Origin of the sequence: Streptomyces longwoodensis (assembly GCF_001514125.1) — a bacterium.
GTDB lineage: Bacteria > Actinomycetota > Actinomycetes > Streptomycetales > Streptomycetaceae > Streptomyces > Streptomyces longwoodensis.
In genome coordinates this window covers 229,607-241,714 of the sequence record NZ_KQ948562.1, presented here as the reverse complement: position 1 = coordinate 241,714, position 12,108 = coordinate 229,607, and the positions used below count along the sequence as shown (strand labels likewise).

The 12,108-nt window shown below is 72.4% G+C and carries 13 protein-coding genes; 10 read left to right on the top strand and 3 right to left on the bottom strand.

The window, feature by feature from the left end; translation table 11 throughout:
* The first annotated feature begins 11 nt into the window (after positions 1 to 11).
* The 9 genes from AQJ30_RS31355 (at position 12) to AQJ30_RS31320 (ending at position 7,742) form a co-directional block, all read left to right on the top strand.
* On the top strand, positions 12 to 656 hold the full coding sequence (locus AQJ30_RS31355) for an HAD family hydrolase (protein WP_067240661.1): 645 nt from the start codon (positions 12 to 14) through the stop codon (positions 654 to 656).
* Positions 657 to 725: 69 nt separating this feature from the next.
* Positions 726 to 1,421 carry a VC0807 family protein gene (locus AQJ30_RS31350; RefSeq protein WP_067240659.1) on the top strand — a complete coding sequence of 232 codons (696 nt, stop codon included), beginning with the start codon at positions 726 to 728 and terminating at the stop codon, positions 1,419 to 1,421.
* Positions 1,422 to 1,487: 66 nt separating this feature from the next.
* Positions 1,488 to 2,705 carry an MFS transporter gene (locus tag AQJ30_RS31345; protein ID WP_067240657.1) on the top strand — a complete coding sequence of 406 codons (1,218 nt, stop codon included), beginning with the start codon at positions 1,488 to 1,490 and terminating at the stop codon, positions 2,703 to 2,705.
* Positions 2,656 to 3,831 carry an acetoin utilization protein AcuC gene (locus AQJ30_RS31340; RefSeq protein WP_067240693.1) on the top strand — a complete coding sequence of 392 codons (1,176 nt, stop codon included), beginning with the start codon at positions 2,656 to 2,658 and terminating at the stop codon, positions 3,829 to 3,831. The genes AQJ30_RS31345 and AQJ30_RS31340 overlap by 50 nt, the downstream gene beginning before the upstream one ends.
* 103 nt (positions 3,832 to 3,934) lie before the next feature.
* Entirely contained in the window at positions 3,935 to 4,750 is an 816-nt protein-coding gene (locus AQJ30_RS31335) for a phosphatase (protein ID WP_067240655.1), read from the top strand.
* A gap of 129 nt (positions 4,751 to 4,879) precedes the next feature.
* On the top strand, positions 4,880 to 5,092 hold the full coding sequence (locus AQJ30_RS31330; protein WP_158101684.1) for a helix-turn-helix domain-containing protein: 213 nt from the start codon (positions 4,880 to 4,882) through the stop codon (positions 5,090 to 5,092).
* A 134-nt stretch (positions 5,093 to 5,226) separates the two neighbouring features.
* Positions 5,227 to 5,325: a 30S ribosomal protein bS22 gene (locus AQJ30_RS37460; protein WP_003948845.1), complete on the top strand. Its 99-nt coding sequence runs from the start codon at positions 5,227 to 5,229 to the stop codon at positions 5,323 to 5,325.
* 216 nt (positions 5,326 to 5,541) lie between these two features.
* Positions 5,542 to 6,633, top strand: a complete 1,092-nt coding sequence (locus tag AQJ30_RS31325) for an NAD-dependent epimerase/dehydratase family protein (RefSeq protein WP_067240650.1) — start codon at positions 5,542 to 5,544, stop codon at positions 6,631 to 6,633.
* A 14-nt stretch (positions 6,634 to 6,647) separates the two neighbouring features.
* Positions 6,648 to 7,742, top strand: coding sequence for a lysophospholipid acyltransferase family protein (locus AQJ30_RS31320; protein WP_067240648.1), 1,095 nt, complete (start codon positions 6,648 to 6,650; stop codon positions 7,740 to 7,742).
* Between the two features lie 84 nt (positions 7,743 to 7,826).
* Here AQJ30_RS31320 and AQJ30_RS31315 read toward each other — a convergent pair whose 3' ends face one another.
* From AQJ30_RS31315 to AQJ30_RS31305, 3 genes are all read right to left on the bottom strand, one after another.
* Entirely contained in the window at positions 7,827 to 9,065 is a 1,239-nt protein-coding gene (locus AQJ30_RS31315) for a DUF5667 domain-containing protein (RefSeq protein WP_067240646.1), read from the bottom strand.
* 270 nt (positions 9,066 to 9,335) lie between these two features.
* Positions 9,336 to 10,169, bottom strand: coding sequence for an ECF subfamily RNA polymerase sigma factor, BldN family (locus AQJ30_RS31310; protein WP_067240643.1), 834 nt, complete (start codon positions 10,167 to 10,169; stop codon positions 9,336 to 9,338).
* A 436-nt stretch (positions 10,170 to 10,605) separates the two neighbouring features.
* A complete protein-coding gene (locus AQJ30_RS31305; protein ID WP_067240641.1) occupies positions 10,606 to 11,520 on the bottom strand; it encodes an HAD family hydrolase in 915 nt (304 codons plus the stop codon).
* Positions 11,521 to 11,626: 106 nt separating this feature from the next.
* Between AQJ30_RS31305 and AQJ30_RS31300 the strand changes: the two genes are divergently transcribed.
* Positions 11,627 to 11,911: a glutaredoxin family protein gene (locus AQJ30_RS31300; RefSeq protein ID WP_107119741.1), complete on the top strand. Its 285-nt coding sequence runs from the start codon at positions 11,627 to 11,629 to the stop codon at positions 11,909 to 11,911.
* Positions 11,912 to 12,108: the final 197 nt, after the last annotated feature.

Below are 12,108 nucleotides of genomic sequence, written 5' to 3'. Positions count from 1 at the left end.
AGGCTCGTTCCATGCGCTATGACCTCGTCATCTTCGACAACGACGGTGTGCTCGTCGACAGTGAGCCCCTCTCGAACCGGCACCTCGCCGCGTACCTCACCGAGCTCGGGCACCCGACGACGTACGAGGACTCGATACGCGACTACATGGGGTCCGCGATGCACCGGATCCACGACCTGGTGCTGGAGCGGACCGGGCAGCGGCTGCCGGCGGACTTCGACGACGTCTTCCACGCGCGGGTGTTCGCCGCCTTCGAGCGGGAGTTGAAGCCCGTGACCGGGGTCGTCGAGGTGCTGGAGCGGTTGCGTGCCGAGGGTGTGCCGTACTGCGTGGCCTCGTCCGGGAGCCATGAGCGGATCCGGGTGGGGCACCGGGTGACGGGGCTGGACCGGTGGTTCGACGAGGGGCGGATCTTCAGCTCGCAGGACGTCGGGCGGGGCAAGCCGGCGCCCGACCTCTTCCTGCACGCGGCCCGGGAGATGGGTGTGGCACCGGAGCGGTGCATCGTCGTCGAGGACTCCCCGCTGGGCGTCCAGGCCGCGGTCGCGGCCGGGATGGACGTGGTCGGGTTCACCGCGATGACGCCCGCCGAGAAGCTCACCGGGGCCGGCAAACTCTTCGCCGACATGGGGGAGTTGGCCGGCCTCCTCGTCTGACATTTGTCATGCGGAGTGCCGGACGATCGTTCCTACCGGGCGACCCTCCCCGGCGGCGAAGCTGAGGGCATGACGACGAAGACGCACGCGAAGCGCCCGGCCCTGGCTCCCCTGATCGTGGATGTCGCGGTGCCCGTGGGCGGGTACTACCTGCTCAAGGACGGGTTCGGGACGAGCACGTTCGCCGCGCTGGCGGGCAGCAGCGTGGTGCCGGCGCTGCGGACCGCGTGGGGCGTGGTCCGGGAACGCGCGGTCAACGGGCTCGCCGCGCTGATCCTCGCCGTCAACGTCGTCGGGCTGCTGCTCGGCCTGGTGTCCGGGGACCCGCGGCTGATGCTTGCCAAGGAGAGCGCGGTGGGCAGTGTGATCGGGCTCGGGGTGCTGGTGTCCGTGGCGTTCGGGAAGCCGCTCATGACCGCCGCCATGAAGCCGTGGCTCGTCAAGGGGCGGGCGGAGCGGGAGGCGGCCTGGGAGCGGCTGTGCGCCGGGTCCGCGGACTTCCGGCGGGCCGAGCGGGTGTTCTCGGGGGTGTGGGGCGGCTTCCTGCTGGCGGAGTGCGTCGTGCGGGTCGTCGGCGCGTACACGCTGCCCGTGGACACCATGGTGTGGCTCGGGTCGGTGATCGTGGTGGTCACCCTGGGCTCGGCGTTCCTGGTGAGCGGTGCGCTGGCCGCCGGGCCGATGGCGCGGATGCTGCTCGCCGAGGTCGAGGCCGGGGGCCGGGCGAGGAGCGCCGGGATGCCCGAGGTCGCCCTCGCCCGGTAAAGCTGAGGAGAATTCATCTTTGGCCGGATCTACCCAGCAGTAGCCCGGGGCCCTACGCTCGCCGCCATGACTGATGTGCTGCGGCGCGGCAGGGCCTCGTTGGCGTTCAGCTTCCTCGCGCAGGGCGTCGCCTTCGCCCTGCTCGTCACGCGCATCCCGGCCGTCCAGGACCGCTACGGGGTGTCCGACGCGCTGCTGCCCGTCTTCCTGGCCGCCGTGCCCGTGCTGGCCGGCATCGGCAGCGTGACGACCGAGCAGCTGGTGAAGCGGGTCCGGCCCAGTGTGGTGCTGCGGTGGTCCCAGCCGGTGGTGCTGTTGGCGCTGCTGGGGGTCGGGGCGGGGGAGGGGATGGCCGAACTGGCCGTCTCGCTCGCGGCGTTCGGCCTGGCGGTGGGTGCACTGGACGCGTCCATGAACATGCTCGGGGTGAGCCTGCAGCGGTCGTACGGGCGCAGCATCATGCTGAGTTTCCACGCGGCGTACAGCCTGGGCGGGATCGTCGGGGCGTCGCTGGCGTGGGTGGGGGCGCACTGGCACCTGGCGCTGTGGGTGTCGTACCTGCCGGTGGCGGCGGTGCTGTTGCCGGCGGTGCTGGTGGGGAGCCGGTGGTACGTCGACGCGGGCCCGGCGGAGCCCGGTGCGGAGGGTGCCGTCGGGGAGGGCGGGGCGCTCGTCTTCAAGCTGCTGCTGCCGCTGTGCCTGGTGATGGCGTTCGCGTACATCGGCGACTCGACCGTCTCCAACTGGAGTGCCAAGTACCTCCAGGACGTGCTGGGCAGTTCCGAGCAGCTGGCGACCGTGCCGTACAACGTCTACATGGTGACCACGCTGCTGGGGCGGGCCATCGGGGACTTCGGGGTGCGGCGCTTCGGGGCCGTCGCGGTGGTGCGGGGCGGGGCCGTGGTGGCCGCGGCGGGGTTCGCCGTGGTGGCCGTGGCGCCGGGGCCGTGGGTGGGGATGCTCGGGTTCACGCTGCTGGGGCTCGGGTTGTGCGTGCTGGTGCCGCAGACGTTCGCGGCGGCCGGGCGGCTGTTCCCGGGGGCCTCGGACGCGGCGATCGCCCGGCTGAACATCTTCAACTACGTCGGGTTCCTGGTGGGCTCGCCGTTGGTGGGGGCGCTGGGCGACGCGTGGAGCTACCGCGGGGCGATGCTCGTGCCGATGGTGCTCGTGTTGCTGACGCTGGTGTACGCCCGGTCGTTCGCGCGTCAACCGGACCGATACGGTGGCGGGCATGAGCGGCCGCGCACAGCTGATGTGGGACGAGGCAGTAACGGGCTATGACTTCGGGCCCCAGCATCCGATGGACCCGGTCCGGCTGGAGCTGACCCGGAAGCTGGTGGACGCCCTCGGGCTGGACCGGGAGGTGGACGTCGTCGCGGCCAAGCCGGCCGGGGAGTCGACGCTGCGCCTGGTGCACCGCGAGGACTACATCGACGCGGTGAAGGCGGCGTCCGCGGACCCCCGCTCGGCCGACGAGGCGTACGGGCTCGGCACCCTGGACGACCCCGCGTTCGCGGGCATGCACGAGGTCAGCGCGCTGATCGCGGGGCAGTCGGTGGGCGCGGCGGAGGCGGTGTGGCGGGGTGAGGCGCTGCACGCGGTGAACTTCTCGGGCGGGCTGCACCACGCGATGCCCGGTGCCGCGTCCGGGTTCTGCGTCTACAACGACGCGGCGCTCGCCATCGCGCGGCTGCTGGAGCTGGGCGCCGAGCGGGTCGCGTACGTGGACGTCGACGTGCACCACGGGGACGGTGTGCAGGCGGCGTTCTGGGACGACCCCCGGGTGCTGACGATCTCGCTGCACGAGCATCCGCGGACGCTGTTCCCGCAGACCGGGTGGCCGGAGGAGACCGGGGCGGACGGTCCGGCGGAGGGGTCCGCGGTGAACGTGGCCCTGCCCGCGGGGACCGGGGACGCCGGGTGGCTGCGGGCGTTCCACGCCGTGGTGCCCGAGCTGCTCGCGGAGTTCCGGCCGGACGTGCTGGTGACCCAGCACGGGGCGGACACCCACTTCGAGGACCCGCTGGCGCACCTGGCGGTGTCGCTGGACGCGCAGCGGGCCGTGCAGGTGGCGTGCCACGAGCTGGCGCACGCGCACGCCGGGGGCAGGTGGGTGGCGCTGGGCGGCGGTGGTTACGCCGTGGTGGAGGTGGTGCCGCGGTCGTGGGCGCACCTGGTGGGGATCGCCGCGGGCCGGGAGGTGGCGCCGGAGACGGTGATCCCGGAGAGCTGGCGGCAGGCCGTGTACGCGCGGACCCGGCAGCTGGGGCCGATGCGGATGACCGACGGGCGGTGGCCGGTGGAGTGGGCCTCGTGGGAGGCGGGCTACGACCCGGCGGACCGGCTGGACCAGGCGGTGCTGGCGACGCGGCGGTCGGTGTTCCCGCTGCGGGGGCTGCTGGCGTAGGTCGTTCGCGGGTCCGGTCCTTCGGGCGGGTGCCGTTAGGCCGACCGTGCGCAGTTCCCCCGATCCGCTGGCCCGCCCCCGGGCGCTGGGCCAGGATCGTCGGGTGGTGAGCGCGGGGTCCCTGCGGGGCCATCTGGTGGGCTCCCGGCTGGCGGGGGTGGTGGGCACCTCCCGGGAGGCGGGACTGCGCAGCTACCGGGCGTTCGCGGCCCGGGACCCGCGGGTGCTGCTCGGGATCGATCCGGGCAGCGGGTGGGGCTTCGGGGACGTGCTGGCGGTGATGGCCGAGCGGGTGGGCGTGCCGGCCGACCCCCGGTGCGTGGCCGGACCGGACGTGATCGACCCGGCGCTGACCCTGGCCGGCCTGGACGTGTTCGCCGGGCGGGTCGCGGAGGTGGCGCGGCGCCGGGGAGCGGTGCTGATCGGCACCGGGCACCCGCACCGGCTGCTCGGCTTCTACGCCCGTCTCGCGGACGCCTTGTCGGCGGGGGGATGTACTGTCCTCACCCCAGCGCAGGGTCGCTGTGTCGACATAACGACCCGGTTCGGTCTACGCACGTACAACCTCGCGTACGTACGGGGCGTCGGGTTCGTACGGGAGAGCGGGGACCTTCGCGCCGGGAGCACGACCGGCGCGCACTGCCACTCGCCGCTGCCGGTCCGGGTGGCCCTGGATGCCGCCGCCGAGGCCGGCGGGCCGCTGCCGCAGCTGGTGATCGGCGACCACGGATGGGTCTGCGGGGCAGGTCAGCTGGGGTTCGAGGCGGTCGGCCTGGCCGACACGGACGACCCGGCGCCCTTCGTGGGGCAGGCGCAGGGCGTGGTCTCCGCCGTCGTCCCGGTCGAGGACGGTGCGCGGGACGATTACTACCTGCCGCTGGCCCGCTACGTACTCAATCGAGCGTGTCTGTCACAGTAGGCCGCCGATGGGTGCACCTCTTCCCCACTCGCATCACCCGCCCCTAGTCTGGGGAGTGAGCACGCAACGACGAAGAGTCACCGGAAGGGGAAGCCGGTGGCCGTCGAGTGCGGAAGGTTCAGGTGTGTCATGGCAGCAGCCGGCGAGAGGCCTCTGAGCGAGGTCCAGTTCCTTACCGTGGCGGAGGTCGCCTCGGTGATGCGAGTGTCCAAGATGACCGTGTACCGCCTGGTGCACAGTGGTCATCTGCCCGCGATCCGGGTGGGGCGGTCCTTCCGCGTCCCCGAGAACGCGGTTCACGAGTACCTCCGCGACAGCTACGTGGGGGTGGAAACCGCCTAGTGGAGACCGGCCGACAGCGGCCCCCGACGCTCGATTAACGACCTCGGCACTCGGGCGGGTAGGCTAGCCCCTCGTAGGTCGTGTGGGCCCATGGCGCCCAAACACCGAGTGATGAGAAGTGAGCGAGGGTAGTCGTGGGCTCTGTTATCAAGAAGCGGCGCAAGCGGATGGCCAAGAAGAAGCACCGCAAGCTGCTCAAGCGCACGCGCGTCCAGCGTCGTAACAAGAAGTAAGTTCGCGCGACGCGAGCCGCGAAAGCGTGTTGTGGCCCCCCACCAGGATTCCGGTGGGGGGCCACGCGTCTTTCCGGGGCGGTTTCGGTCATCGGGCACCGCGTGGTCGTCACAGGGCGACATCGAACCGATAAGTTGACGCAGAGGGGAAACCCGCCGGACGGAGGGTCCTGTCGCAGGTGAGTCCTGAAGGTCCTGGAAGGAAGGCGCTGCACCGTGGGCAAGGTCGTGCTCGTGACCGGGGTGGCCCGTCAGCTGGGGGGCCGGTTCGTCCGGCGGATCCAGCGTGACCCGGAGGTCGACCGGGTCGTCGCCGTGGACGCGGTGCGGCCCGAGCACCACCTGGGCGGCGCCGAGTTCATCCAGGCCGACATCCGGCAGCCCACCATCGCGCGGGTGCTCGCCGAGACCGGCGCCGACACCGTCGTCCACCTGGACGTGACGGGGACCGCCCTGGGCAGCGGCAGCCGGGCCACGGTGAAGGAGACCAACGTCATCGGCACCATGCAGCTGCTCGGTGCCTGCCAGAAGTCCCCCAAGGTGCAGCGGCTGGTGGTGAAGTCCAGCACCAACGTGTACGGGTCGGCGTCCCGGGACCCGGCCGTGTTCACCGAGTCGACCCCGGCCAAGTCGCTGCCGAGCGGCGGCTTCGCCAAGGACGCCTGCGAGGTCGAGGGCTATGTGCGCGGGTTCGCCCGGCGCCGGCCCGACGTCGCCGTGAGCGTGCTGCGGTTCGCCAACATCCTCGGCCCCACCGCCGAGACACCGCTCGCCGCGTACTTCTCGCTGCCGGTGCTGCCGACGGTGTTCGGCTACGACCCGCGGCTGCAGTTCGTGCACGAGGACGACGTGATCGACGTGCTGCGGATCGCCTCGCACGAGCCGCGCCGGGGCACCCTCAACAGCGGGACGTTCAACATCGCCGGGGACGGGGTGCTGCTGCTGTCCCAGTGCTCCCGCCGGCTGGGGCGGCCCACCGTGCCGCTGCTGCTGCCGGCCGTCACGTGGGCGGGCTCGCTGGTGCGTACGCTGGGGATGACGGACTTCTCTCCCGAGCAGATCCGCCTGCTCACGCACGGCCGGGTCGTGGCGACGGACCAGATGCGCGAGACGCTGGGCTTCGTGCCCAAGTACACGACGGCGGAGGCCTTCGCGGACTTCGCCCGCAGCCGGGGGCCGGGGCTCCTGCCCCCGCAGGCCGTGGCCGGGGCCGTCGACCGGGTCGCCGCCCTGGCCGTGCGGGGTGGCGGCGGCCCCGCGGCGTCTGCCGCGCCGACGTCCCACTCCCCGACGCAGAGCGCCAACTGAGGAGCGCAGCAACGATGGCGGACGCCAAGGTCATTCCGTTCGACGACGACCGGTCCCGCGGGAGCGCCGCGCAGCGGCCGCCGCGGCGCCGTGGCACGGGGAACCGGCGCACCGGCGGCGAGCAGCCGGTGCCGGTGCGCGAGCTCCACGGCGCGGGCGAGGCCCGGGACGACGCGGCACGGGACGCCGGTGACCTCCAGGCCCTGCCCGGCGGGACCGCCGCCCCGGACGACACACCCGTGCCCGGCGAGGAGCGGCGGGCGGACGCCGGCGGGCTGGAGCGGCGCATCGCGGGCGGACTCGCGTTCCTGCGCCGCCGTCTCACCGGGGACTACGAGGTCGACGACTTCGGCTACGACGAGGAGCTGACCGACCAGGTCCTGATGTCGCTGCTGCGGCCGGTGTACGAGAAGTACTTCCGGGTCGAGGTGAAGGGCGTCGAGAACATCCCGGCCGACGGCGGTGCGCTGATCGTCGCCAACCACTCCGGGACGCTGCCGCTGGACGGCCTGATGATGCAGGTCGCCGTGCACGACCACCACCCGGCGGGCCGGCACCTGCGGCTGCTGGCCGCCGACCTGGTGTTCGTGCTGCCGGTCGTCAACGAGCTCGCCCGCAAGCTCGGGCACACCCTGGCCTGCGCCGAGGACGCCGAACGGCTGCTGGCCCAGGGCGAGCTGGTGGGGGTCATGCCGGAGGGCTTCAAGGGCATCGGCAAGCCGTTCAGCGAGCGCTACAAGCTCCAGCGGTTCGGCCGGGGCGGCTTCGTCTCGACCGCCCTGCGGCACGGCGCGCCGATCATCCCCTGCTCGATCGTCGGGGCGGAGGAGATCTACCCGATGCTCGGCAACGCCAAGACGCTGGCCCGGGTGCTGGGCTTCCCGTACTTTCCGCTGACGCCGACGTTCCCGTGGCTCGGTCCGCTGGGCGCGGTCCCGCTGCCGACGAAGTGGACGATCCAGTTCGGCGAGCCGATCCCGACGGACGGCTACCCGCCGGAGGCCGCCGAGGACCCGATGCTGATGTTCAACCTGACCGACCAGGTGCGCGAGCAGATCCAGCACACCCTGTACAAGCTCCTGGTGCAGCGGCGGTCGGTGTTCTTCTGACGCCTGCGGCCCCCGTGGCCGGTGGGTACGTCGATGGGGGCGCCCCTCTCCGGGAGGGGCGCCCCCACCTGCGTCCGCGGGCCGCTAGTCGGCGTCCTCGCCGTCGATGCCCAGGCCGGGCAGCAGGCCCGGGAGCAGCGGCGGGATCGTCACGTCCGGCTGGGCGCTCGGCAGGACGGGCGGCGAGGTGGTGCCGGCGCTGTCCTGCGGCGGGTCCAGCAGGCCGCCGGTGTTGCCGCCGAGCAGGCCGTCGTCCGAGGTGCCGGAGCTCGCGGAGCGGCTGGGGCTGCCGCTGCCGTCGCCGGTGTGGCCGCCGGTCGCCTTGCTGCTGCCGGTGCTCGGCGCGGTGGAGCGGTCGCTGCTGGAGGCGCCGGCCGACGCGGAGCCCGTGCCCGGGCCGGTCCCCGTGCCGCCGCCCCGGGCCGGGGGCTGCGGGAGCAGGGACTGCAGCGGCGCGACTTCCTGGTCTATGGCGTCGAGCACCGACGACACCTGCTCGCTGACGTCCCCGAGCTGCACCGGCAGCCGGTCGCGCAGCTTGCTCCACGTCTCGCGGTGGGACTGCGAGAACGACGACAGGGCCTGGATGGGGACCAGGGACCGGGGGTCGCGCTCGTAGGCCTCGTGCAGCAGCCGGTGGCCCTCGGAGGCGTCGTGCTGCATGCCGAACAGGGTGCGGCGGATCTCGCTCACGGAGTCGTGGTCGAGGTCACCGCCGCGGCCGCGCTCCAGGAGCCGGCGCGCCTCGTTCAGCCGGGTGGACGCCAGGTCGAGGTACGCCTGGCCGCGCTCGCTGTCGCCCTCGGCGAGGTAGTTGAGCTTGAAGTCCTCGATGCCGCGCTTGAGGCCGTAGAGCGAGTCACCGGGGAGGGCGTCGGAGCTGGCGGCGGCCACGCCGCCGAACGCGCCCGCGGCGACACCCACACTGAGTCCGCCCGCGGTGAGGCTCTTGGCGAGCCTGCTGCGGGGGCGGAACCTGCCCAGCGGGGTCGCCCGGTGTGCGCCCCGCCGGGCGGAGCGCTGCTCGGGCACCGAAGGGTCCGCGGCCTCGCCCCCGAACCTGCCTTCCTGGAGCATGGCCTCCATGGCGGCGACCAGCTGGGCCCGCTGCACGACCTTGACCTCGGGGTCGAGTTCGGGTCTGGGCAGCTCGGCGAGACTCGTGGCGAGGGCCAACAGCCGGCCCTGCCCGGTCTCGTCCGCAGCGGCCGGTGCCGGTGCAGGTCCTTCGGACTGCTCGGCCGCCGGGCCCTGTTCGGACTGCTCCTGAAGGGCTTGGGCGAAGGCGTTCGCCCGCCGGTGCGCCGATACGTTCGCGATCACTGGCGGCACCTCCTCTCGTCATGACGGTCGACTCCCCTGGGGTCCTCGGGGTTGCACGTCTTCGACCGGTTCTCCCCGATCAGGTGATCGAGGCCGGTCGGGACGTGACCACAGGGAGCCTGTATCCCGCACAACGACTGGCGCGGCACTTGGGTTACGGACTGCGGATGATCGGATCGGGAAGTCAACGGACTGTCACTGACCGTGAGTTGGGGATCGCGGAGCGTGGGGGTGGGGCCGGGTGGGGCCGGCTCGACGGGTGCGGGACGCTCAGCGGGCGTCGTCCGGGAGGAGGCGGGCCAGCGTGCGCACGGCCCGGTACTGGAGGGTCTTGATGGCCCCCTCGTTCTTGCCCATCACGCGCGCGGTCTCGGCGACCGACAGGCCCTGGAGGAAGCGCAGCGTCACGCACTCCTGCTGCTGGGGGTTGAGCCGGCGCACGGCGTCGAGGAGCGCGGCGTTGGACAGGGACTCCAGCACGGAGTCCTCCGGGGAGCGCTCGACCTCGTTGGCGTCGAGCATCTCGCCGGTGGTGACCTCCAGCCGGAAGCGGCTCGACTTGAAGTGGTCGGCGACGAGGTTGCGGGCGATGGTGACGAGCCAGGCCCCGAAGTCGCGGCCCTGCCAGGTGAAGGTGCCGATGCGGCGCAGCGCGCGCAGGAACGTCTCACTGGTGAGGTCCTCGGCGGTGGCCCGGCCGCCGACGCGGTAGTAGATGTAGCGGTAGACGGTGTCGCTGTACTGGTCGTAGAGGCGGCCGAAGGCGTCGGCCTCGCCGGCCTGGGCGCGCTCCACGAGGTCCATCATCCGGGCGCTGTCGCTGTCGGCGGCGGGCCGCCGGGCGGTGGTCGCGGCCGCGCGTCCGCGTCTGACGGCCGCGCGCCCGTCGCCCGACCGCCGTCCTTCGACGACGGCGCCGCGCCCCGGCACCTGCTCGAGGCCGTCGGCCAGTGCGTAGGCCGGGCCGGCCGGTGCGGCGGCCGTGGCGAGGGCGGGGACGGCGTACGCGGTGGGGACGAGGCCGCGCAGCGTCTCTTTGACCGATGCGACTGTTGCGCGCAGCGTAGCCAGGCCCGAGGCGTCAACCCCGACGTGTGGGTACACAAGACTCCCAGAGGCAGAGCTTCCATCACGTGCAGTGCGGAACCGTTCACCCGTCGTAGCGACGGAGGGGTACCGGATTGCGTCTGAGGAGAATAACGCTTCGTGCAGGGCCTGCTACACCGAGTTGCTCAAATCATCGATTGCGTCGCTTCCGTATCCGTTTGACGCTCGGTCAAGTGCCTGAGTGTGAACGGATATTGATCGGAACGGTTCGGATCGGGGGGTGATACGGGACATGTTGTGGCTGTCCGCCGACAAGAGGACTGGAAGCGGCTCCGGCGGGGTACGACGGTGGGATTGGTCGCCCGGTCCGGGGGTGTCGCCGAACGCGGCGCAAACGATCGACTCGGGCGGCGCACGTGATCGACCTGAGCGGCGCACGTGATCGACCCGATCGGCCGACGGACTCCGTGACCGTCCCGGCGCGGGCGCGGGACTACCGGCGGCGCCGGTGCAGCGCGATGGCCGCCGCCGTGCCGCCCGCCACCGCGCCCACGCCCGCAGCGGCCGGGATGCCCACCTTCGCCGCCTTGCGGCCCGTGCGGTAGTCGCGCAGGCGCCACTCCAGCTCGCGCGCGTGCTTGCGCAGCTTGCTGTCCGGGTTGATGGCGTACGGGTGGCCCACCAGGGACAGCATCGGGATGTCGTTGTGGCTGTCGCTGTAGGCGGCGCAGCGGGACAGGTCCAGGCCCTCCGCCGCGGCCAGCGCGCGCACCGCCTCCGCCTTGGCCGGGCCGTGCAGCGGCTCGCCGACCAGCCGGCCCGTGTAGACCCCGTCGACCGACTCGGCCACCGTGCCCAGCGCGCCGGTCAGCCCCAGGCGGCGGGCGATGACCTGGGCGATCTCCACCGGGGCCGCGGTGACCAGCCACACCTTCTGGCCCGCGTCCAGGTGCGCCTGGGCCAGCGCCCGGGTGCCCGGCCAGATGCGCTCGGCCATGTACTCGTCGTAGATCTCCTCGCCGATCGACTGCAGCTCGGAGACGCGGTGGCCCTTGACGATGGACAGCGCCGAGTCGCGGGCCTCCTGCATGTGCTCGGGGTCCTCGATGCCGGCCAGCCGGAACCACGCCTGCTGCCAGGCGAAGCGGACCAGGTCGCGCGTCTCGAAGAACTTCCGCTTGTACAGGCCCCGGCCGAAGTGGAACAGGGCGGCGCCCTGCATCACGGTGTTGTCCAGGTCGAAGAAGGCGGCGGCCCGTTCGTCGCCGAGGACCGGGAACGCCGGTTCGCCGGCCGGCCGGGTCTCCTGCGTGGACTTGCGGGCGGCCTCCGCCGAGGCCTCGCCTGCCAACACGCTCCGCGCCGTGGCGGAGCGCCTGCGGGGGGTGAGCCATCCGAGAGCGGCCATGGCGTGAGCATAGCCATTCCACGTGCGGATTCCCGCAGCCGCCCGGTGGGGACGCCGTGAACTCTCCGCGTCCGGACCGTTAAAGGGGAAGGGGCGAGGCGTGACAATGGCTGGCATGAGTCCCCTCTTTCGTCGTAAGGGCCCCGCCCCGCAGGACCGGCTGGTCACGCTCATCGGGAAGCCCGACTGCCATCTGTGCGAAGAAGCACAGGAAGTGGTCGAGAAGGTGTGCGGCGACCTCGGCGTCCCCTGGGAGAAGCAGGACATCACCCAGGACCCCCGTCTCCACGAGCAGTACTGGGAACAGATCCCGGTCGTCCTCGTGGACGGACGGCAGCACACCTTCTGGCGCGTGAACGAGCAACGGCTGCGCAAGGCGCTGACCGACTAGTCCAAACGGGTCGCCGCGTCGCTTAGGATCGACGGCGACTTGGTCTCGGGGGCGGGATTCGTGAGGAGAGTGGGCGGTTTTGCCCCCGACAAGGAAGGAACGCGGGCGCCTGTGCGCCGGTTCCCCGCAGCCGCGCCGGGATCGCGTGACCCCGGTCACGTTGGCCGGGCAAATCGGACACCATCTTTGTGCACGCG